16 protein-coding genes and 2 pseudogenes are annotated in these 22,749 nt (G+C 63.9%); 12 read left to right on the top strand and 6 right to left on the bottom strand.

All coding sequences use genetic code 11. The features are described from left to right. Positions 1-147 precede the first annotated feature (147 nt). A pseudogene (locus tag NGJ21_RS26120) lies at positions 148-1,236 on the top strand (HAMP domain-containing protein); the annotation flags it as partial. 90 nt (positions 1,237-1,326) lie between these two features. Next, the gene (locus tag NGJ21_RS26115; protein ID WP_371928103.1) at positions 1,327-2,094 is read left to right on the top strand and encodes a methyl-accepting chemotaxis protein; all 768 of its coding nucleotides are present in this window, start codon (positions 1,327-1,329) and stop codon (positions 2,092-2,094) included. Positions 2,095-2,149: 55 nt separating this feature from the next. Here the strand turns inward: NGJ21_RS26115 and NGJ21_RS17175 are convergent, their stop codons facing one another. Together NGJ21_RS17175 and NGJ21_RS17170 are read right to left on the bottom strand one after the other, a co-directional pair. After that, positions 2,150-2,929: an AraC family transcriptional regulator gene (locus NGJ21_RS17175; RefSeq protein WP_046787860.1), complete on the bottom strand. Its 780-nt coding sequence runs from the start codon at positions 2,927-2,929 to the stop codon at positions 2,150-2,152. Positions 2,930-2,999: 70 nt separating this feature from the next. After that, positions 3,000-4,277, bottom strand: a complete 1,278-nt coding sequence (locus tag NGJ21_RS17170; RefSeq protein ID WP_251962433.1) for an acetyl-CoA C-acetyltransferase — start codon at positions 4,275-4,277, stop codon at positions 3,000-3,002. Between the two features lie 118 nt (positions 4,278-4,395). On the opposite strand from NGJ21_RS17170, the gene NGJ21_RS17165 reads away from it, so the two are divergent. The 8 genes from NGJ21_RS17165 (at position 4,396) to NGJ21_RS17130 (ending at position 10,444) form a co-directional block, all read left to right on the top strand. Next, positions 4,396-5,748, top strand: a complete 1,353-nt coding sequence (locus NGJ21_RS17165) for a 3-oxoacyl-ACP reductase (protein WP_251962432.1) — start codon at positions 4,396-4,398, stop codon at positions 5,746-5,748. A 2-nt stretch (positions 5,749-5,750) separates the two neighbouring features. Next, on the top strand, positions 5,751-6,602 hold the full coding sequence (locus NGJ21_RS17160; protein WP_115273811.1) for a MaoC family dehydratase: 852 nt from the start codon (positions 5,751-5,753) through the stop codon (positions 6,600-6,602). 84 nt (positions 6,603-6,686) lie between these two features. Then, positions 6,687-6,992, top strand: a complete 306-nt coding sequence (locus NGJ21_RS17155; protein ID WP_012316385.1) for a MazG-like family protein — start codon at positions 6,687-6,689, stop codon at positions 6,990-6,992. After that, positions 6,989-7,738, top strand: a complete 750-nt coding sequence (locus NGJ21_RS17150) for a methyltransferase (protein ID WP_012316386.1) — start codon at positions 6,989-6,991, stop codon at positions 7,736-7,738. The genes NGJ21_RS17155 and NGJ21_RS17150 overlap by 4 nt, the downstream gene beginning before the upstream one ends. 21 nt (positions 7,739-7,759) lie before the next feature. Beyond that, positions 7,760-8,395 (top strand): DUF4136 domain-containing protein, encoded by a 636-nt coding sequence (locus NGJ21_RS17145; protein WP_115273810.1) that lies wholly within the window; start codon positions 7,760-7,762, stop codon positions 8,393-8,395. A gap of 19 nt (positions 8,396-8,414) precedes the next feature. Further along, positions 8,415-8,984: a DUF4136 domain-containing protein gene (locus tag NGJ21_RS17140; RefSeq protein WP_174142009.1), complete on the top strand. Its 570-nt coding sequence runs from the start codon at positions 8,415-8,417 to the stop codon at positions 8,982-8,984. A 93-nt stretch (positions 8,985-9,077) separates the two neighbouring features. Next, a complete protein-coding gene (locus tag NGJ21_RS17135; RefSeq protein WP_039602427.1) occupies positions 9,078-9,548 on the top strand; it encodes an A24 family peptidase in 471 nt (156 codons plus the stop codon). A 113-nt stretch (positions 9,549-9,661) separates the two neighbouring features. Beyond that, complete coding sequence (locus tag NGJ21_RS17130) at positions 9,662-10,444, top strand: response regulator transcription factor (RefSeq protein ID WP_217433399.1); 783 nt, start codon at positions 9,662-9,664, stop codon at positions 10,442-10,444. Positions 10,445-10,506: 62 nt separating this feature from the next. Here the strand turns inward: NGJ21_RS17130 and NGJ21_RS17125 are convergent, their stop codons facing one another. Together NGJ21_RS17125 and pbpC are read right to left on the bottom strand one after the other, a co-directional pair. Then, positions 10,507-12,165: a ShlB/FhaC/HecB family hemolysin secretion/activation protein gene (locus NGJ21_RS17125; protein ID WP_251962431.1), complete on the bottom strand. Its 1,659-nt coding sequence runs from the start codon at positions 12,163-12,165 to the stop codon at positions 10,507-10,509. A gap of 92 nt (positions 12,166-12,257) precedes the next feature. Beyond that, a complete protein-coding gene (pbpC, locus tag NGJ21_RS17120; RefSeq protein WP_115273807.1) occupies positions 12,258-14,612 on the bottom strand; it encodes a peptidoglycan glycosyltransferase PbpC in 2,355 nt (784 codons plus the stop codon). 77 nt (positions 14,613-14,689) lie between these two features. On the opposite strand from pbpC, the gene NGJ21_RS17115 reads away from it, so the two are divergent. After that, a complete protein-coding gene (locus tag NGJ21_RS17115; RefSeq protein WP_012316393.1) occupies positions 14,690-14,983 on the top strand; it encodes a hypothetical protein in 294 nt (97 codons plus the stop codon). 147 nt (positions 14,984-15,130) lie between these two features. On the opposite strand, the gene NGJ21_RS17110 is transcribed toward NGJ21_RS17115, so the two are convergent. Then, complete coding sequence (locus NGJ21_RS17110) at positions 15,131-20,032, bottom strand: alpha-2-macroglobulin family protein (RefSeq protein ID WP_251962430.1); 4,902 nt, start codon at positions 20,030-20,032, stop codon at positions 15,131-15,133. A 133-nt stretch (positions 20,033-20,165) separates the two neighbouring features. Between NGJ21_RS17110 and NGJ21_RS17105 the strand changes: the two genes are divergently transcribed. Then, positions 20,166-21,503, top strand: coding sequence for an MATE family efflux transporter (locus NGJ21_RS17105; RefSeq protein ID WP_251962429.1), 1,338 nt, complete (start codon positions 20,166-20,168; stop codon positions 21,501-21,503). Positions 21,504-22,217: 714 nt separating this feature from the next. Here NGJ21_RS17105 and NGJ21_RS17100 read toward each other — a convergent pair. Continuing rightward, positions 22,218-22,672: pseudogene (locus NGJ21_RS17100) on the bottom strand (REP-associated tyrosine transposase). Between the last annotated feature and the right edge of the window lie 77 nt (positions 22,673-22,749).

Raw genomic sequence — 22,749 nt, 5'->3', positions numbered from 1 at the left:
GCCATATTAGCCTGAAGCCGACCGAATAGTCGCCAAATGCGCCTAGACCCAATAAATACGGGCATTTTCATTCAAAAAAACCCGGACGCTGCCGATACAGTTTCTACCTGCCTCGCGTGTCGAAAAAAATAAATTCCGGGAGCGTCGATGAACATCAAACAGAAACTGACCTGGGCATTCGCGGTCATCGCCGCACTGCCCATCGTCCTCGTAGCCACCTTGGTGGTCATCAACCTGCGCGGCGAAGCCCGCGAGGATTTTCTTGACGGCAGCAGCCGGGAAATCCGCCAGGTCAGTAACGCGATGAACCTGTTTTTCCAGGGCATCACCCAGAACGTCGACTACCTGGCCAGCCTCCCGCAGGTCACCGGTAGCAGCGACAACGTCAAGAAACACATAGGCGCCGACGCCGCGCAAATCACCCCGAGCGAACAGGACAAGACACTGTTCGAGCTGTTCACGCGCCTGGCCAAGAGCCATCCGGACTACGCCTACGTGTCCTATGGCCTGCAAGACGGCGGCTACGCCTTCTGGCCAGGCGACCCGAACATGAGCAACTACGACCCGCGCACCCGCCCCTGGTACCAGGCGGCCATGGCCAACCCTGGCAAGACCCTGCGCACCGCCCCTTACTACTGGGCCGGCGACGATGCCGTATTGGTCAGCACCGTGCGTACCGTTGCCAACCAGCTGGGCAGCCCCGGTGGCGTGGTCAACATCGACGTATCGCTCAAGGGCCTGACCGAGATCGTCCAGCAGATCAAGCTGGGCGAAAGCGGCTACCTGATCCTCATGGAAAACAACGGTAACGTGATGGTCGACCCGCGCGATGCCAGTCACAACTTCAAACAGCTGGCCAGCTTCGGCGACGGTTATGCCGAGCTGGCCAAGGCCGGCAAGGGTTTGGCTGAAGTCGACATTGGCGGCGTGCGCTACATGGCCAACGTCTACCCCGACGAAAAACTCGGCTGGACCTTCATAGGCCTGATCCAACAAAGCGAAGTGATGCAAACCACTACCCGCCTGACCTGGCTCATCGGCGGCGTCGCGCTGGTGCTGGCCGCGCTGTTCGCCGTGGTCGGTGCCACTTTCGCCAAACTCATCGTGCGCCCCATCAACAGTGTTTCCAGTGGCCTGGAAGACATCGCCCAGGGCGAAGGCGACCTGACCCGCAACCTGGAGGTGCGTGGGCGTGATGAAACCGCGCAACTGGCCGGCTGGTTCAACCAGTTCCTCAGTGCCATCCGCAGCCTGATCCAGCACATCGGCGCGGCGGCGAGCAAGATCCTCAGCACGTCCACCAGCTCCACTCAGGTTTCAAGCGACATGGCCGAGGCCGCCGGGCGCCAGCGCGAAGCGGTGGACATGGTGTCCACCGCATTCCACGAAATGGTCGCCACCGCCAACGAGGTTGCCCGCTCCTGCAGCCAGGCCGCGCAATCGGCCGACAGCGGCCAGCAACAGGCCCGCGAAGGCCAGCAGCAGATCGATGCGGCCGTCAGCAGTGTCGACCGGCTGAGCCAGGAGATCGAGCAATCGGCGCAGTCGATTCAGCAGTTGGAGCGCGACAGCAATGCCATTCAGTCGATCCTCGGTACCATTCGCTCGATTGCCGAACAGACCAACCTGCTGGCGCTCAATGCTGCGATCGAAGCCGCCCGCGCCGGCGAACAGGGCCGTGGGTTTGCGGTAGTTGCCGACGAGGTCCGGGCGCTGGCCAAGCGCACCGCCGATTCCACTGCTGAAATCGACGGGCTGCTTGGCAACCTGGCCAGCCGTACCGCCGAAGTGGCCGAGCAGATGCATGCCAGCCTGGAAGTGTCGCAGCAGTCGGTCAGCCGCATTGGCCTGGCCCGCGACAGCTTTGGCCAGATACGCGAGTCGGTGGACATCATCCGCGACATGAACACGCAGATCGCCACCGCAGCGGAAGAACAGCACCAGGTTGCCGAAGACATCAACCGCCATATCAGCCAGATTCACGGTGATGCGCAGCTGGTGGCCGACCTGGCTCAGGCGGCGCGGCAGGACTCGGAAAGCCTGGCCGGGTTGTCCAATGAGCTGGATTCGCTGGTACGACGCTTCCGTACCTGACCGGTTGTCTGCACCGGCCTCTTCGCGAGTTATCGGGAAGAGGCCGGTACCCCTGCTACAACGTCAACTCACCCGGTGTCGAGCCAAACAATTGCTTGAAGGCGGCGATATAGGCCGACGTCGAGTCATAGCCACAGCCCAGCGCCGCTTCGGTCACGCTCGCCCCCGTCTCCAGCAGCGCCAGCGACGACAATAGCCGCATGCGTTGACGCCAGTTGCGAAAACTCAACCCCGTCTCTCGCTGAAAAAGGCGCATGAGGGTCTTCTCCGAGCACTGCAGTTGGCGGGCCCACTGCTGCAGGGTCTGCACCTGATCCGGCGCGGCTATCAGGCTGTTGCACAGCGCCAGCAAGCCTGTATGCCGTGGCAGTGGCAGGGAAAACCCCACTTCAGGCAACGTACGAAGCTGGTCGAGCAGCACCGAGACCAAGCGGCCTTCCACGCTGTCGCCTTCGGGATAGTGCGGCGGGAACACGCAAAACTGCTTTATCAACTCACGCGCCAGCGGGGTCACTTCCAATACCCGGCACTGCGCCGAAGCCCACGGGCAAGCGTCGCGGCGAATGTACAGGCTGCGCATTTCCGCCCGCCCGGACGTCACCACTTCATGTTCGGCGTCGGCAGGGATCCACACGCCCCACTGCGGCGGCGCGAAATAGCTGCCATCACGCGTGTAGACACCCAGCACGCCGCTGATCGCATAGGAAAACTGCACCCAGTCGTGGCTGTGGCGGGTGGTCCAGGAGCCGGCCCCCAAGCTTTCAGCACGGGCATAGAGCGGCCTGGGCAAATGGACCAGGGCAGGGATGGCGCGGGGGTGTCCTATAATCGGCATGGTGAGTTCTTGTAGTTCTGACCAGACAAGCCTAACACCCGCCATCGCGACCCTGCAGCCCTTCAGGCAGTTACCGCTCGACGATCACTGTCACCCCTTGCCCGCCCGCCGCGCAGATCGAAATCAAGCCTCGCCCCTTCCCTGCCGTCGCCAGCAGTTTGGCGAGGTTTGCCAGGATCCGCCCCCCGGTCGCCGCAAACGGGTGCCCTGCCGCCAATGAGCTGCCTTTGACGTTGAGCTTGCTCCGATCGATCGCACCCAGGGGGGCATCCAGCCCCAGCCGCTCGCGGCAGAACTCGGCACTCTCCCAGGCCTTGAGCGTGCACAGCACCTGGGCAGCAAATGCCTCATGGATCTCGTAGTAATCGAAGTCTTGCAGGGTAAGGCCATTGCGCGCCAGAAGCCGCGGCACCGCATAGGCCGGCGCCATCAGCAGCCCTTCCTGGCCCTTGACGAAGTCCACCGCAGCAGTCTCGCCATCGACCAGATAGGCCAGCACCGGCAGGCCCTGTGCCTGCGCCCACTCCTCTGTGCCCAGCAGCACCAGCGACGCACCATCGGTCAGCGGTGTGGAATTGCCTGCTGTGAGTGTGCCCAAGCCACTGCGGTCGAACGCGGGCTTGAGCTTGCTCAACTGCGCAAGGGTCAAGTCCGGCCGCAGGTTGTTGTCGCGCGTAAGGCCCAGAAACGGTGTCAGCAGGTCATCCTGCCAACCCTCGGCGTAGGCCGCTGCCAGATGCTGATGGCTAAGCAGAGCCAGCTCATCCTGCTCGGCGCGACCGATCTGCCAGGCCTGGGCCATGCGCTCGCAGTGTTCGCCCATCGGCAACCCGGTACGCGGCTCGCCATTGCGTGGCAGCTCGGGCTTGAGATGGCCCGGGCGCAACTGTAGGAAGGGCTTCAAACGCTCGCCCAGAGTCCTGCCGCGGTTGGCCTGCAGCAAGATGCGCCGCAACCCCTCATTGACCCCGATCGGGGCATCGGATGTGGTGTCGACGCCACCGGCGATACCGCTGTCGATCTGCCCGAGGGCAATCTTGTTGGCCACCAGCAGGGCAGCCTCCAGCCCGGTACCGCAAGCCTGCTGAATATCGTAGGCCGGTGTCTGCGGCGACAGCCGCGAACCGAGCACGCATTCGCGGGTCAGGCTCATGTCGCGCGAATGCTTGAGCACCGCACCGGCCACTACTTCACCCAGGCGCAAACCGTGCAGGCGGTAGCGTTCTGTCAGGCCCTCCAGCGTGACCGTGAGCATCGCCTGGTTGCTGACAGTGGCGTAGGCACCGTTGGAGCGGGCGAAAGGGATTCGGTTGCCGCCCAGAATCGCGACCCGGCGAAGTGAACGCATGCGTAAATTCCTCCTGAAACAATTCGATCCGAACAGCCTAGGTGTTTTTGCCGCATTCGAACGACCTCTTCACAAAGTTGGTCCACACTTCAATGCTTGCCTTCAGGGAGACCCGCACATGAGCGACCGCTATCTCGGCTTTGCCAACTCCAACCTCGGCCGCCGCTTCGTCGATGCCCTCGGGCTGCCACGCCCGGCACCGCTGGAACGCTGGCAGGCCGGGCGCCTGCGCCCGGTGGAGGGCGCACTGGTCATCGGCGGTGGGCCTCTGGCAAATCAGGTCGAAGCCATCGCTCCACGCCTGACCGACGAATGCTACAGCTTCAATGGTGTAAGCCTGCAGGCTCCCGCCTGGGTGGCTGGCCTGGGGCCCAAGCTCAAGGCCGTGGTGTTCGATGCCAGTCATCTGTCCGACAGCGATGAGCTGAAGCAGTTGCGCGAATTCTTCCAGCCGTTGCTGCGCAGCCTGGCACCCTGCGCCCATGTGGTCATACTCGGGCGCGCACCGGAAGGCATCGACGACCCGCTGGCCAGCGTCGCCCAGCGTGCTCTGGAGGGTTTCAGCCGCTCGCTGGCCAAGGAATTGCGTAACGGTGCGACGGCGCAGCTGTTGTACGTGGATGAAGCTGCCGATGGCCAGCTCGAAGGCGCCTTGCGCTTCTTCCTGTCACCCAAGAGCGCATTCATTTCCGGCCAGGTGCTGCGTTTGCAGGCCTGTGCCAGCCAGGTCGAAGACTGGACGCGGCCGCTCGCCGGGCGCCGGGCATTGGTCACTGGCGCTGCACGCGGGATCGGCGCCGCCATTGCCGAAACCTTGGCACGTGATGGTGCCGAGGTGATGCTGCTGGACGTGCCGCAGGCCCAGCGAGACCTCGATGCACTCGCTGCCCGCCTGGGCGGCAAGGCGCTGGGGCTGGACATCTGTGCCAGTGACGCAGCCGCGCAACTGCTCCAGGCCTTGCCTGATGGCATCGATATCGTCGTGCACAACGCCGGCATCACCCGGGACAAGACCCTCGCCAACATGACCCCCGATTACTGGGACGCCGTCATGGCGGTCAACCTCAAAGCACCCCAGGTACTGACCCAGGCGCTGTATGAAGGCGGCGCCCTGGGCGCAGATGCACGCATCACTCTGCTGGCCTCGGTCAGCGGCATCGCCGGCAACCGCGGCCAGGCCAACTATGCCGCAAGCAAGGCCGGGCTGATCGGTTTTGCCCAGGCCTGGGCACCCAAGCTCGCCGGGCAAGGTGGCAGCATCAATGCCGTGGCCCCCGGTTTTATCGAGACGCACATGACCGCCGCCATGCCCATGGGCCTGCGTGAAGCCGGGCGGCGCCTGAGCTCGCTGGGCCAGGGCGGGCGCCCGCAGGATGTCGCCGAGGCCATCGCCTGGCTCAGCCAGCCCGGTTCCGGCGCGGTGAATGGCCAAGCGCTGCGGGTCTGTGGCCAGGCATTGATGGGAGCTTGAGCATGAACCGGCACTGGCATGACCTGAACAGCCCCGACTCACGCGCAAGCCTTTATCTGCGCGCGGCCAGCAAACGCAAGATCAGCGGCCACGCCCTGCCAGCCGATGGCCTGCGCTGCTTCATCCCTATGCAGCCCGGCAATCTCGCGGCGTACCGCAATCTGTGCCACTTCACCGATGACGGCCGCTTGCCGGGCACCTACCCCCATATCATGGCGTTTAACCTGCAGTTGCAGTTGCTGACCGCCCACGGCTTCCCTTTCCCGCTGCTGGGCCTGGTACACCTGCACAACCGCATCGAGGTGCTGCGCCCCCTGGGTGGTATCGACGGGCTGCACTTTGCGGTGTTTGCCGACAACCTGCAGCCACATGCCAAAGGCGGCACATTCGACCTGATCACCGAAGCCGAAGATGGCCTTGGCCTTTTGTGGCGCGAAACCAGCCGCATGCTGGTGCGCGGCTTGAAACTTGAAGGGCAGCCCGAAGAAAGCGAGGAAAGCGAACCGCAGCCTTTGCCTGAGACGACCCGCTGGTACGCCGACAGCGATATTGGCCGGCGCTACGCCAAAGTCTGTGGCGACTACAACCCGATTCATCTGAGCGCCACAAGTGCCCGGTTGTTCGGCTTCCCCAGGGCGATCGCCCATGGCATGTGGAGCAAGGCCATGGCGCTGGCAGCGCTGCGTGGGCACCTGCCAGGCAGCGGGTATGCCTTTGAAGTGGATTTCCGCAAGCCAGTGCGGTTGCCATCGGAGGTGGTATTGAGTGCCAGCGCCGCCGGCCCTGCCGGTGAGCTGCGCCTGGATGGGCACGGTGAGCTGCTGCACATGGTCGGGCGCTGGGGTTCGCTCTGAAGGCCGCAGGCTGCTTTGGCCCCTTGAATCCTCTTGCTTTGCATTGGGGCTGCACGGAAGCTATGCGGCACTAGGAGAACCGCAATGAACCTGCAAGAACTCACTCAACGCCTGCACCAGATCCGTGACAACAACGACTGGCGCGGCTTCCACAGCCCGAAGAACCTGGCCATGGCCGCCAGCGTGGAAATGGCCGAGCTGGTGGAAATCTTCCAATGGCTCAGCGAAGACGAATCGCGCCAACTGCCTGCGGACAAGCTCGCCCACGCCGGCCAAGAGGTAGGTGACGTCATTCTCTACCTGCTGCTGCTGTGCAGCGAACTGGGCCTGGACATGGAGCAGGTGGTACGGGCCAAGCTGGCCGACACCGAAAGGCGCTTCGCCCGATGAACGACCGTCACTTCGATGAGCTGGCCACTCGCTTCGCCGAGAAGATCTACGGCGGCGCCAAAGGCGCGATCCGCCTGGCCGTGCTGCAGGCCGACCTGGCCGACGCCCTCCCCGACCGCCCGCTGCGGGTGCTCGACATCGGTGCCGGGCTCGGCCACATGGCTTTGTGGCTGGCCGAGCGCGGTCACCAACTGACCCTGGCCGAGCCGGCCGCACCCATGCTCGAAGGTGCCCGCACGCGCTTTGCCGATGCCGGCCAGACCGCCACGTTCATCCAGGCGCCATGGCAGGACCTGCTCGGTCAGCTCACCGAGCCCTACGACCTGGTACTGTGCCACGCCGTGCTCGAATGGCTGGCCGAGCCAGAGAGCATCCTGCCAGTGCTGCACCAACTGACCGCACCTGGCGGGTGGTTGTCCCTGGCCTTCTACAACCGGGATGCGCTGGTTTATCGCAACCTGCTCAAGGGCCATTTCCGCAAGTTGCGCAGCAACCGCCTGGAAGGTGAAAAACAGAGCCTCACCCCGCAGAAACCGCTTGATCCACGTGAGCTCAAGGTGCAACTTGATCCTCTGTGGCAGGTCGAAACCGAGAGTGGCGTGCGAGTTTTCCACGACTACATGCCCAGGGAATTCCAGGCCAAGGCCGAGATGCTCGACCTGCTGGAAATGGAACTGGCCCACCGCCGCCACCCGAGCTTTGCCGGGCTTGGCCGCTACCTGCACTGGATGTGCCGCCCTCGCTGAACCACCCGCCGGGAGGATTTCATGCCGTACCGCCTGCTGTGCCTGGCCTTGCTCCCGCTTGCCCTCAGCGCCTGTCAGGGCAGCAACCCGTACGTTGCCAGCAGCCGCCCCTTGCCGCCGGCCCCCGCGCAGGCGGCCAGCACCTTCGACGCCAGTGCCTACCCGGCCCCACCGCGTGACTATGGCCGTTACCGCAGTTGGAGCTGGCGCGACGGCCAGTTGCCAAGCGGCACTGCTGACGCCGCCCCGGGGCAACTAGCCGATGCCGTCAGTGGCGCCCTCGACCAGCATGGACTGCGCCCGGCCAGGGGCGCGACCGGCGACTTGCTGGTCAGTGCCGACATGCGCCTGGAGCGGCGTTTGCGCCAGGTACGCGACTATGACTACTACGACCCCTACTACGGCCCGTCCCCCTACGGCGGTGTCGGTTTCGGCGGTTACCGCAACGGTTACGGCGCCTATGGCAGCGTGCCGATCGTACGCACTTACGAAGTTGAAGTGATGGTGGTGCGCATCGACCTGTTCGACGCCCGCAACGGCCAGCCGGTGTGGAGCGCGAGCGCTGAAAGCGGCAGTGACAAAAGCTCGCCGCGTGACCGCGAAAGCGCATTGCGCGAATCGGTACACAAGGCACTCAGCGGCTATCCTCCCAGTTAATGCCTAACGGAGAACCATCATGTTGCGTCGCTTCGTTCTACTGTCATTCGTGCTGTTGCTTGCCGCCTGCTCCAGCAACAACGTCCAGCAGGATTTCGACGCCAGCCGAGACTTTGCCGCGTACCGCAGCTGGGCATGGCAAGAGCCGGCCCTGCACTACCGCCCGGATGACCCGCGTATCAAGAGCGACCTCACCGAACAGCGGATCCGCCAGGCCGTCGCCGACCAACTCGACCAGCGCGGCCTGCGCCCGGCACAAGGCAATGCCCAACCTGATGTCACTGTGCGTGCCTACCTGATCGTCGAACAACGCCAGCAGCAGATCACCACCAACTACGGTGGTGGCTGGGGTGGTTATTGGGGTGGCTATTGGGGCGGGCCGATGTACAACGAAACCCGTAGCGTCGATTACAAGGTAGCGACCATCCAGGTCGACATGTTCGATGGCCGCGACGGCAAGCTGGTCTGGCGCGGCAGTGCAGAGCAGATCATGAACAACTACCCGCCCAGCCCTGAGGAACGCAACAGCGCCATCCAGAAGACCGTTGGCCAGGTACTGGGCAATTACCCGCCAGGCAGGGCCAGATGAGCATGGCATAGCCCGTTCGTCAGATCGCGTCTACCCTGTTGATAAACCTGCTGAACGGGTAGACGTGTTCAACGAATAAGGATCGACCTGCCAATGCAAAGCATTGTTCTGCTGATGTGGCTTGCCTTGTGCACTGAACAGGATATTCGCGAACGCCAGATCGCCGATGTCCTGACCTTGGGCGTAGCAGCCTGTGCGCTGATCTGGCTGTTCTTCACCGGCCACACCTGGATTGGCGCCGACGCCAGCGATGCCGGCTGGGCATTGGCCATCGTCATGCTATTGACCTTGCCCGGCTACATGCTCGGCCACTTCGGCGCTGACGACGTCAAGCTGATGGGCGCACTGGCGTTGGCGACCAGTCATCAGTATGTGCTGGGGACCTTTATCGGTGCCGGCGTCAGCGTGTTGCTGTGGCTGCTGACTCGCCGCCGCCTGTGGACCCTGTTCAACCCCAAGGTAAAGAAGCGGCTGCAGGCGCTCACCGAACAAATGGGCGACAAACAAGCCTTCGTGCCTTATGTGCTGGCCGGCTTTCTGCTCACAGCGGTATGGATCCAATAATCAGTCCCGTTGTCCGATAACTTGTACATGCGTTGTACAGGTTCGCAAGCAGCGTCTATGGTTAAGCTGCCAGAGCGTCTGGCCCGGGAGCAGGGCCGCTTAGGAACAGGGAGTTGATCGTGAACAAGTCATTCAGCGAGGTGAAGGTTCTGGTGGTCGATGACCAGCCCCTGATCGTCGAACAGTTGTGTGAGTATCTCGAAAATCAGGGCCACCATTGCGTGGCCGCGCATTCAACAGACGAAGCCATCGAGCGCTATGTGGCAGATGAATCCATTGGCCTGGTGCTGTGCGACCTGCACATGCCCGAGCGCGATGGCATTGAACTGGTGAGGGCGTTGAAGGAAATTGCCGGGCGCCAGCGCGTGTTCGAAGCGATCATGCTCACTGGCCGGGCCGACAAGCAGGACGTGATTCGTGCGCTGCGCGAAGGCTTCGCTGATTACTACCAAAAACCCGTTGACCTCGACGAACTGCTGGAAGGCGTGCGTCGCCAGGAGCAGGTTTTGCTGGAGCGCAAATCCAACTTCCAGAACCTGGGCAGTCTCAACAAACGGTTGCAAGACCTGGCGGGCTGCATCGATGAGCTTTACCAGGACCTGGAGAAAGCGCGGGGCCAGGGCGTCCACCGCCGCGCCAGCGATGTCGAAGAGGGCGAGAGCGATCTGCCCGCCGCGTTCGAGAAGCTCTCACCACGCCAGCTGGAAGTGGCCCGGCTGGTGAGCAAAGGCAAGACCAACTACCAGATTGCCTGCGAGCTCGGGATCACCGAAAACACCGTGAAACTGTACGTTTCGCAGGTGTTGCGACTGACCCATATGCACAACCGCACGCAACTGGCGCTTGCGTTGACACCCAGTTCGTCGCCGGTGCACCAGCGGTTCACCACCCATTGAGTGAAACGGTCTTCACAGGCCCTGTCACCGGCAGCCGCCGATAGGGCCTGAAGACCCGACGCTCAATCCAGCTGATAGCTGACGCTCAGCATCAGCCGAGGCCGGCGGTTCAGGCTGTCCAGTGCCACATCCGCCAGCGGCTTGGCCACCTCCAGCGCCACATTGCCATATCGCCCGCCTGCCAGGCGCACGCCCAGCGCTGCCGAACTAAGGTGCGCATCCTCGAAAGGCCCGCCGTTGTACCAGGCGTGCGCCGCATCGAGCACCGCATAGGGCTGCACCCGTTGCAACCAGGCACGGCCAGCCATAATGCTGTAGTTGAGCTCGTAAGCCACACCCCAGCCCTTGTCACCTGAGGCCTGGTCGCTCGGGTAGCCGCGGCCGAAACGCTGCCCGCCAAACACCGCTCGCTCACTGTCGGGCAGCCTGTAGTCACTCCAGTGCACTGCGGCCGACACGACGCCCTGCCACTTTTCAGACAGTTGGTCGCTCTGCAGCCCGGCGATCCGAAAGCGCAGAAAGTCCATGTCGTAGTCCGCATCGCTACGCGCCCCCAGATAATCCATACCCTGATAGACCCCGGCGCTGGCGATGCGCAGGCGACCGGGATCTGCCTTGCGCCAGTCGCCTTCGAATGACAGCGCGCGAACATAGGTGTCGTACTCGGGTAAGCCGCCCGCCCGATACTCAATGTGCTCGCCGACCGAATAAAAACGCCCGGCCACGTTCACCCATTCGTTCGGTGCAATCATCAGGGGCTGGCCGAGGCCAATAGAATAACGCTCGCTCTCAAGGCGCTGATTGATGTCGGCACCGCCATCCAGCCGGACACGAGTACGCGGCTCACTGCGGTACCGTGCAGCGCCTAGCAGCAATTGGTTGCCGTGAGCGTCCAGAGGCTGGCTGTAATCCAGGCGCTGGTAATCAACGTATTCGTCACCGGCCGGCAGCAGAAAGCTCGCAGTCAGTTGCTCGGCAAAGCGTGTCTGGCCATTGCTGGAGATTTTGAACAGCGCCTGCAGGTCCCCGCGGCTGCCGTCACTCAGGGTCACGCCAGCATCAACTGGCCTGCGCCACGCACGTATTTTCAGACGGTTCGCGTCTTCAGGGGCGGGCCCCACCGCCACTTCAGCCTTCACATTGATACCCGGTAGCCGCTGCACCGCGCCGACATAGCGCTCGAGCGCTTCCTGGGTCAGTGGCCGCTCGGCCAGCAGGCGTCCTGTCACCTGCTTGAGGTAGAGCGCGGGCGGGCCGATATCACCCAGCAGTTCATAGCCCTGGATGTACCCTTCCACCAGCACCACATGCACACGGCCATCGGCAAAGTCCTGAGGTGGCAGGTAGGCATACGACAGCGGGTAGCCATCATGCTGGTAACGCTGGGTCAGTCGCTCAGTGAATTGCTGCAGATCACCCAAGGAGATCTCGTGCCCAATCAATGCTTGATAGTGCTCACGCAATTCACTCAGCGGGTAAACCGTACCGCCCTCGAAGCGCACCTTGTGCAGTACGAATCGGGCATCTGACGGCAAGCTCTCGGGTGCAGCAGGTAACACGACATGCAGCGCCGGGGTAACGGGGCGATAGGTATCTACCGGCAGGTTGGCGGTGGGCAGCCGGCGCTCGTATTCATGGGTATCGAGAAAAGCCGGCAACGGCTCGGCAAGGGCCAGGCTGGCCCAGGTCAGCAGTAACAGGGGCACGACCGCAAGACGCATAGGACGCTCCACGATCCCTTGGGCGCCGGGGCGTCGGCCGGCCACACCCATCACCAGCAAGCGTAGGTGCTGCCCCGGCAAACGTCGAACGGCTAATCGCTGACCTGGAACGCCACCCGCGCGGTTTCACCGCTCTCATCGAGTGCGCTGAGCTCGATCTGCCCGGCCTGCTCAAAGCGCACCCGCATGCTGCCCTGGCCCTCGGTCTGGCCAAGGGGCTGGCCGTTGAGGAACCACCAGCGCCGCCCACCCCCACCCAGGGCCGAAACCTGCAGTTGCAACGGCTCGCTGCTGGTGGCCGGGCGGCGCAGGTTGTCGCCTGGGCGTACACCGACGATGGACAGGGGCGGTGCCGTGGCAGGTACCTGCGGCGGGCAGCTTGGGTCCACCGCCGGCAGCCGCGCCGCACGCCGCTCGACCCGCGCCAGCCAAGGCTCGAGCGGGGCCGGCCAAAGGGCGACATCGCGCGCGTGGGCACCTGGGCACGAGCCATCCACCCGCAGCCCCTGCGCGTTGACCCAGACCTGCTCACGCAAACCCAGCCCAAGCGGTTGATCGGCTGCCTGCAGGGTCGGCGGGGTGGTGCCGTCGAGTGTCCAGGCAAAGCGCTGGCGCCTGCAGTTGGGGTCTTGCCGGTTCATGGGCTGGCCCAGCGGCCAGCAGATCGCGGCCACGCCAATGCTGGCGGGCACCTGTTCGACCGGCACGCCAAGGCCCCGCTGGCTGTCACGGTTGGTCAGCAGGTCGTGAATCTGCAGCATCAGCGGCGCCGCCGAAGCCAGGCCGAACTGGCCGGGCACTGGGGTGCCGTCGGGCCGGCCAATCCACACGCCAATCAGATAACGCGGCCCGACGCCGATCGACCAGGCATCACGAAAGCCATAGCTGGTACCCGTTTTCCAGGCCAAATGCGGGCGTTGCACCAACTGCGCGTGCGGGTCACGGTCCGGCCGCGCCTGGCCGCTGAGAATACGGCGGATGATCCACGCCGCCCCCGGTGACAGCAGACGCCGCTCCAGCAGCGGATCCTGCGGTTGCAGACGCACCCGTGCACTGTTGCCGCCACGGGCCAATGCCGCATAACCACCCACCAGCTCCTCCAGGCGGCTGCCTGCGCCACCGAGGATCAACGACAGATTAGGCTCGGCCAATGGCGGCAGCGCCAGCGGCATGCCGGCCATGCGCAGTTGCGCAGCAAAGCGCTTGGGCCCATACGCTTCGAGCAACTGCACCGCCGGCAGGTTGAGCGACAAGGCCAGCGCCGAACTGGCCGAGACCGGGCCGCTGAAACCCATCGAGAAGTTGCCAGGCCGGTAATCGCCATAGCGGCGCGGTACATCCTGCAGCAGCGATTCGGAATGGATCAGGCCGTCGTCCAGGGCCATGCCATAGAGAAACGGCTTGAGGGTCGAGCCCGGTGAACGCAGCGAGTGGACCATGTCGACGTGGCCGAAACGGCGCTCATCGGCAAGGTCGATCGAACCCAGGTAGGCACGCACGGCCATGCTCTGCGCATCCACCACCAGCACGGCCGCGGAGGTACGTTCCGGCAAGCGGGCACGCCAGCCCAGCAGCAGGTCCTCGAGGCGCCGCTGCAACGAGGCATCGAGCGTGGTGCGGATCAACGGCGGGCTGCCGGGAGTGTTCAGGCGGCGCGCCAGCAGCGGTGCCAAGGCTGGCTCCTTACGCGGGGCCAGCAATAACGGCTCTTCGGCAGCTTCCTTGATCTGCCAGGCAGGCCACACCTGATACTCGTCCAGGCGCTGCAGCACCTTGTCCCGCGCACGCTGGGCGCGTGCGGGGTGACGGTCGGGGCGCAACCGGCTGGGTGCCTGGGGCAGCACTGCCAGCAGCGCCGCTTCGGCAGGCGTGAGGTGCATCGGCGATTTGCCGAGGTAGGCCCAACTGGCCGCCGCCACGCCCTGCAAGGTGCCACCGAAGGGTGCGCGATTGAGGTAGATCTGCAGAATCTCGTGCTTGGACAGGTGCCATTCCAGCTGCGCCGTACGCCACAGTTGCCGCAGCTTGCCTGCCAGCGTGCGTTCGTGCGGGTCGAGTAAACGCGCAACCTGCATCGACAGCGTGCTGCCACCTGAAACAACCCGCCCGCCGCGCACGTTCAGCCATGCCGCGCGCACCAGCGCCAGCGGGTTGACCCCTGGGTGGTGGTAGAACCAGCGGTCCTCATAGGTCAGCAGCGCCTGCAGGTACAAAGGCGAAACCTCTTTGGGGCTGACCGGGTAGCGCCACACGCCCTCGGCATCGGCGAAGCGCCACAAGGGCGTGCCGTCTTCGGCCAGCACGACCCGCGCCAGATCATCTGCCGGCATGGGCAATGGCCAGATACGGTCAGCCAGCCACAACAGGCCGGCGATACCCACCAGCGCCACCACGCTGGCGCGCAGGATCCTTGCCGCTCGGGTGCGCGGTCGCGCTAAGCTAGGCATCGGGAACCGACCGGGCCAGGTGATGGCCAAAGGCTTGGGGACGGCAACCTCGCCGATTCGTACATCAGGAAGCAACTATGCATGTAGAAGGTTTTTTCGAGTGGCTTGGCCAGGCACTGGGTTCGTTGATCCGCTTCATCGTCGACGCCTTGAGCGGCCTGTTCAACCTGCTGGCCAACGCCGGGGGCAACTTCATTGATGGCCTTGCGCGCACACTGGGCATGGACACCTCACTGGTCAGCATCCTTGCCCTGATCGTCGGCCTGCTGCTGCTGTACTCGGCAATCCGCGCCTTCATGCGCGCCTCGATCATCCTCGGGATCATCTGGCTGGTGCTGGGGTTGTGGGTGATGAGCTGGGTGATCCATTGAGCGTGCACCGTCAATTGTAGGAGCGGCCTTGCGTCGCGATCGGGCGCGCAGCGGCCGCAAAAACGTTGTTCACCACAGTTGCTGGTCTGGGGCCTCTATGAGGCCCTTTCGCGACGCAAGGCCGCTCCTACAAAAGAGCAGCATGCCCTACCTTGATTTGACCGTCATCTCACCCTGCCCATCGCCCACCGCCTGCAGGTTCGGCCGGTACATCGACTCCACTTGCGGCGGCGGTATACGGTAGGTGCCCGGGGTCACCGCTCGCGCCAGATACAACAGGTGAGTGGTGCCATAGCCGTCGAGCTTGAGCGCCGCCACATACCGGTCATCACGGTATTCCTGATGCACCACGCTGGCGTTTTGCATCGACTCACGCCACTGCTTCACTGCGCTGCTGGCATTGTTCAGGCTGGCAGCGCTCTGCGCCAGGTTCTGGTTCTCCAGCTCCAGGCCCGCCGGCAACAGGTCGACCACCAGCGCATCCGGAACTCGCTCCGTGGCCTTGAGCGCCAGATGCACCAGCACCAGGTCGCCGCTGCGCACGTTGTGCAGGTCCAGTACCTGGCCGTTCATGCCCAGGTATTCACGGCGGATCTCCATGCCGTTGCCGCCTGCGGCAGGCGCCTGACGTGGATAGCCCGAGAGGGTCAGTTGCTGGTAGACAGTTTCACTACCTTCGTTCTGCACACTCAGCGGCGAGGCCAACAGTGGGCCTTCGAGCTTCATGCCAGCGTCGCCATTGCTGAACTCCCGCACCTCACCGGCACTGTCCAGGCGCGCCTTCCACGGGCTCTCAGGCTTATCGAGCAAGCCACGCCCGGCCAGGTACAGCGCATTACGCTCCTGCGTCGACAGCCAACGGTTGGCGGCCAGCTCATCAGACAGCGCGAACAACCGCTGATCGACCTGGTTGCTGGCCAGATCACTCTCCTGCAGCAACGCCAGGATCAATGCCTGGTCACGCAGGCTGCTGCCGTAATCGGCCATCCAGCCTTTGCTGCGGCTGATACCCAGGCCTGCTTGCAATGCCTCCTGCGAACGCGGCTTGTCGCCCATCTTGTCCAGCGCCACGGCCAGTTGTACCAGCGGCAGGCCGGAGCGCGCATCGGCGCGCCGTTCGAACAGGCTGCGCAAGGCCCCCAGCGGAGCCTGCTGGCTGCGCGAAAGTACCAGCGCAGCGTAGGCCTGCACGGCAAAGCGGGTGTGTTCGGCGTTCTCGCTGTAGTCGACCTCGATCAGGTTACGCTCCTGCAAGTAGCGCAGCAGGCGTTCATTGGCTTTCTTCAGCGCCTCGGCCGGCACACCATAGCCTTGGTCCCGGGCCCTGAGCAGGAAGTCGGTGACATAGGCGGTCAGCCAGTACTCCTCCTCGCTGTCAGAACTCCACAGGCCGAAGCTGCCGTTGTAGCGCTGCATCCCCAGCAGGTGTTCGATGCCCATTTCGATCTTGCGCTTGCGCACCTCGGCCGGCTCGCCTTTGATCCCCAGGCGCTTGAGGCTCTGCGCATCGGCGTACAGCGAGGGGTACAGGCCGCTGGTGGTCTGTTCCAGGCAACCGTAGGGGTAGGCTTCGAGGGCACGGATCTGCTCGGCCAGGTTCAGTGGCGGGCGGCTCGACAACGCCAGGCTGGCTTCCAGCCCGGCCGGTTCGAATGCTGCCAGGTCGGCTTCAGGCAGCGTCCAGGGCTGGTCCTTGAGAGCCACGCGGTAATGCTTGAGCACGGCCGGGTACGCGGGGCGTACGCCCAGCGTCCATTCACGCTCGAAGGTGTTCAGCGGCTCGCCCGGCAACTGCAGGCCATTGACCCGTACATGCACCTTGCCCTGGCCCAAGCCACCCTGCGCCTGCACCGGGATCATCAGGGTGGTGCGCTGGCCCTCGGCCAGGGCAACACGCTGCTGGGCGCTCATTGCCAGGCTCACCTGCCCCTCGGTGCTGATATCGACAGTCAGCTGCTGGGCCAGGCCGGAAAGGTTGACCAGGTCCAGCGCCAGGCTGGTGCGGTCGCCACCGGCAAGGAAGCGCGGCGCCGAGAGTTCGGCAATCAGCGGGGCCGCCACCACGGTCTTGCCCTCGGCCATGCCGAAGTGGTCCTCGGTCCAGGCCTGGGCCATCAACCGCAGTTCGCCATTGAAGTCGGGAATATCGACGCTCGCCTCGCCCTCGCCCTGCTCGTTCAGGGTCACCGGAACACTCTGCCGGGCAACGATGGTGACCGTGGTGTTGGGGCGCTTGCCCCCCTTGGCCATGGCTGCGTCACCGCCGAAGGCCAGGCTGGCCAGGCGCCCCTGACCGGCTTCGATCAGTTGGCCATAGATGTCCAGCTGGTCGGCGCCATAGGCCTTGCGGCCGAACAGGCTGGCGTATGGGTCAGGGGTCTTGAAGTCGGTGATGTTGAGAATGCCCACATCCACAGCAGACAACAGCACATGGGCCTGTTTGGGAATACTGCCATCGGCATTGGTGGCCTTGATTCTGACCGTCAGGGGTTGCTTGGGGCGCATTTTTTCCGGTGCCTGCAGGCTGACCGCCAGCTTGCGCTCGGCGCGGCCCAGCGGCAGGTGTAGCACACCGACGGCACGCTTGGGCGTGGCATTGGCCTTGCGCTCACCCGGGCGGATCACCAAGGCACTGATGTACAGGTCGTGGCGAGCCCACTGCTTGTCCAGTTGCACATCGAAGGTCTTGCCTTCGGCGGGGACGTCGATCTCCTGCCACCACAGCGGGCCATCGCTGGATTCGATCATCAGGTAGCCATTGCCGGCAGCTGGCGGGGTTACCGTGACCTTGGCAGTAGCGCCATCAGCGTAAGCCGGCTGGTCCAGCGCCAGCTTGACCTGGTCGGGGCGCACTGCGCCGCCTTCGGCATTGTCCTGGGCGCGATACCCCGCCCAGAAGCGTTCGCTGGACACCAGGCCAGTCTGTGGGTCTTCCACCTCGACGCGGTAAGGCCCCCACTCGACCTGGAAGGTCAGCTTGGCAGTCGAGCCCGCTTGTACGTTGACGCTTTGCTCGCTCTGAGTGAGGAATTTTTCGTTGTAGTTGTAGCTCCAGCCGTCGCTTTGCGAGTAGTTCCAGTAGTAATCGCGGCGCTCTCGGATCAGCCGTACCTTGAGGTCGCTTGCAGCGAGCTTGTTGCCGTCTCGGTCGGCCACCAGGAACTCGAATTCCACCGGGCCGTCGCTGTCGGTTTCCTCGCCCTCGAACACGCCACGCAGGCCAGGCAGGCGGTCGGCGGGCCAGATCGGTTGTTCGAGACGACGGGTGATCGGTCGGCCACCGGACTCCTGCAAGCTGGCCTGCACGGTCAACTGCAGCGGCGAGCGCGCTTCGGCCCAGCGGCTTTCGATATCGACCACGGCCTTGCCAGCCTGATCGAGGGTCACTTCATCCAGCTCCAGGTCTTGGTTCAGCTCGGTTTCGGTGACCGAACCAAACTGATAACCCGGCAAAGCAGGTACCGCTTCGCGCAGGGGGCGCACGTACGCCTGGCCGCTCAGGCGATTGCCCGCCGCTGGCGCACCGTAGAGGTACCGGCCATTGACCTGGACCTGCGCCGTTTCTTCGGGCGAGAGCGGTGTGCTGCTGCCCTTCAGTTCAAGCGCCAGGCGTTCAGGAAGGAAGTCTTCGACGAGGAACTCATAGACCTGCTTGCGCCCCCCGCCAAGGTCGAGCAGCAGTTGCCAACGACCGGTCGGTGCTTCTGTAGCCAGTTGCAACTGGTACTGATAAAGGCCGTTGGCATCGGCCTCCCAGACAAACTTGCGGCTGACCTGCTCATCCGGGCGGCGTACCTCCACACTGACCGGCTGGGCCTTTACCGGCTTGCCATCCTGGTCGCGCAACAGGCCGTTGAGCAGCACCGTCTCACCCGGGCGATACAGGTCGCGCGGGCCAAAGATGAAGAACTGCAGCGGGTTTGCCTGCGGGCCGGTGATGTCGAATTCGGCCAGGTCCAGCGCTGCAGTGTTCAGGCGTAGCAGTGTGGTATGCACACCCTGGGTCGCGATCAGGGTATCGGCCTTGGCCGTGAGCGGCAGCTGGGCATGGCCTTGGCCATCGGTCTTGGCCTGGGCCAGCAGCTTGCCCTTGTCGTCATGAAGTTCGAGGTTTACCTGGTTGAGCGCCTTGCCGCCCTCCAGGGCCTGGGCAAACACGTCAAGACGGTCGCGATAGCGGTGGGCCGAGACGCCGATATCGCTGAGGGTGAACAGCGTCGCCGGCTGCGAATAATCGTAGGTTCCTGACGCGCGCATCACTGCCAGGTATACGCCCGGCTCCTGCAGCGGCTTGATCCCGGCGATCGGCAGCAGCACGGTCTCACGGGTATTGCGCGCCGGGTTGAGGTCGAACCGGCCGCTGTAGACCAGGTCGGCCAGGGCCAGGGTTTCCTTGGACTGGTAGTAGTAGAGGCTGCTGTTGCGGCCCCAGTTGACCAGGAAGGTCGAGAGCATGTCCGGCTTGACCCGGAAAAACTCGACATCGACCTTGTCGACGTTCAGGGCAATCACCGGCAGGCCCTCGGCCAGCCGCGTAGGCAGCAGCGAGCCACGGCTGGCGAAGCCGATGGTCGGCTGCATGTCGCGGGTTTCCAGGCGGGTCACCGACTCGCTTTCCAGCTGCTTGCCGTTGACAGCCAGCAGGCCCTTGTCGACGGTCAACACAAGCTTGCGCTGCGGCTCGAGGTGACGCAGGCGCAGTTCCATCTGGTTGTCGGCAAGCTCCCAGGCACCGTCGACCTTGCCTTTGACGGTATCGACCAGATGCAGCTTGGCAGCGAAGTCCTGCTTTGCGTCCAGCGGTGCGGAAAAACTGACCGAGAGGGCACTGGCGCCGTCGAGCTGCACTTCCGAAACATCCAGTACGCTGAGCTCACGGCCTTCGTAGCGTTTGGCGAGTTCGGCAGGGTCCTGGCGCTTGGGCGCAGCAGATTCGGCCGGGGTGCTTGCCGCCGGTTTTTCGGTGGCGGCAGGTTTGTCTGGCGTGGAGGAATCACAGGCACTGAGCAGGGCCAGCGCGCAGGCCAGCAACAATCCTTTGTTGAACATGGAGTGGGGACTCTAATCGGCAGCGTATGCGTGAAGGCAGCAACTATAGCGCAACGGCAGGTGGCTGGCCGTTAGAATGCGGCCTATCGATCCAGAAGGGCCGCTATGCGGGCCTGTTTTCCCAGGAACTCAAATGTCGCAAATTGCCACCGACTGGCAGCACCGCCTCACCCACCGCAAAGTCTGGGCCCTGGCCGCACCGATGATTTTGTCCAACATCTCGGTGCCCTTGGTGGCCCTGGTAGACAGCACGGTCATCGGTCACCTGCCCCACGCCCATCAGCTTGGCGCGGTGGCGGTGGGTGCCACGCTGTTCACTTTCATGGTCGGCCTGATGGGCTTCCTGCGCATGGGCTCCACCGGCTTCGCTGCCCAGGCCGCGGGGCGTGCCGACGGTGCTGCGCTGCGCCAGGTCCTGGTGCAAGGCCTGCTGCTGGCGGTGGGCTTTGCCCTGCTCATCGGCCTGCTCGCCCTGCCCTTCAGCCAACTGGCGCTGCACGCGATGCAACCGAGCCAAGCCTTGCAGCAGTCGACCGAGGCCTTCTTCCATACCCGCCTGCTCGGCCTGCCGGCGGCGCTGGCCAGCTACGCGCTGGTCGGCTGGTTCCTCGGCACCCAGAACGCCCGAGCACCGCTTGCCATATTGCTGACCACCAACCTGCTGAACATCGGCCTCAACCTATGGTTCGTTCTTGGCCTGGATTGGGGTGTGCTGGGGTCGGCGCGGGCGTCGGTGATCGCCGAGTGGGCGGCGGCACTGCTTGGCCTGGCCCTGACCCGCCCTGCCCTGCGCGCCTACCCCGGGCATATCGCCTGGGCGGCACTCAGGCGCTGGCAAGCCTGGCGGCCGTTGCTATCGGTCAACCGCGATATCTTCCTGCGCAGCCTGGCCTTGCAGCTGGTGTTCCTGCTGATCACCGTGCAAGGCGCGCGACTGGGCGAGGCCACGGTGGCGGCCAATGCACTGCTGCTCAACGGCCTGCTGCTCACCGCCTACGCCCTCGACGGCCTGGCGCATGCGGTGGAAGCCCTGTGCGGCCATGCCATTGGCGCCCACGATCGCGACACCCTGCGCCGCTCGCTGGTGGTGGCCTGTGGATGGTCATTGATTACCAGTCTGGGTTTTGCCGGGCTGTTCCTGCTGGCCGGGCATTTGTTCATCGACCTGCAGACCGATATCGAGAGTGTACGCGCGGCCGCCTATCCGTACCTGCCGTACCTGGCGGTACTGCCATTGGTAGCGGTGTGGAGTTACTTGCTGGACGGCCTGTTCATCGGTGCCACGCGGGCGCGGGAGATGCGCAATGCAATGCTGGTTTCGGTGCTGGTTGCATTGCCGCTGGCGTGGGCCATGAGTGGCTTTGGCAACCACGGTTTGTGGTTGGCGTTTCTCGGGTTCATGGCGTTGCGGGCGGTGACGTTGGGATGGGTGGGCTGGCGCCTGCAACGAAAAGGACTGTGGATTCACTGATGCTGGGGCTGCCTTGCAGCCCTTTCGCGACGCAAGGCCGCTCCTACAGGCGACGCGGTACCGCTGTAGGAGCGGCCTTGTGTCGCGAAATGAGGGCGCAGCCCTCATCTGCATACTCACAGCCACACACAATCCCAGTGAGAATACTCGCCAGCACGCTGTACCAGTCCGGCACGGATTGGAGTGGGTTTGGCAACCACGGGTTGTGGTTTGCGTTTCTCGGGTTCATGGCGTTGCGGGCGCTGACGTTGGGATGGGTGGGTTGGCGCCTGCAACGAAAAAGACTGTGGATTCACTGATGCTGGGGCTGCCTTGCAGCCCTTTCGCGACGCAAGGCCGCTCCTACAGGCGACGCGGTACCGCTGTAGGAGCGGCCTTGTGTCGCGAAATGAGGGCGCAGCCCTCATCTGCATACTCACAGCCACACACAATCCCAGTGAGAATACTCGCCAGCACGCTGTACCAGTCCGGCACGGATTGGAGTGGGTTTGGCAACCACGGGTTGTGGTTTGCGTTTCTCGGGTTCATGGCGTTGCGGGCGCTGACGTTGGGATGGGTGGGTTGGCGCCTGCAACGAAAAAGACTGTGGATTCACTGATGCTGGGGCTGCCTTGCAGCCCTTTCGCGACGCAAGGCCGCTCCTACAGGCGACGCGGTACCGCTGTAGGAGCGGCCTTGTGTCGCGAAATGAGGGCGCAGCCCTCATCTGCATACTCACAGCCACACACAATCCCAGTGAGAATACTCGCCAGCACGCTGTACCAGTCCGGCACGGATTGGGTTGGCGATGATGTATCGAGCAACGGCCCTGATGTCCTGCTCACGCCGTAACGCTCGGTCATGGAAGCCAGGTTGCCAGATATGACGCCTATCAGATCCGCTCGATAAAGCGCGCAACTTCTTCGAGATTTGAATGCGCACATCAATTCGCCAAGCGTTCCGTGGCCTAGCTCGATCAGCCAGTGCAGATGATCTGGCATCAAGACCCACGCCAGCGTTCGACAGCACGCTTCCTGATCGCTTAGCCGCAACTGTTGAATGGCGGCTCGGGCGAAAGGAAGATTCTTGAAGATTGGAGCGCGATTGCGGGTAACCGTTGTTAATAGATACAGCCTCCCCTGCTCCGAGTGGCGGCCTTTGCGCAAACGGTGATTGCCTTGACGGTCCATGTCGGTATCCCTTGAACATTGCGTTCAACGGTAGTCAGCCCCATGCAGCCGGGTACGTTTGTTCCTTTTCCTGATGT

This window comes from Pseudomonas sp. Marseille-Q5299 (assembly GCF_943737035.1).
Taxonomy (GTDB): Bacteria; Pseudomonadota; Gammaproteobacteria; order Pseudomonadales; family Pseudomonadaceae; genus Aquipseudomonas; species Aquipseudomonas putida_E.
This window is presented reverse-complemented; position numbering and strand designations above follow the sequence as displayed.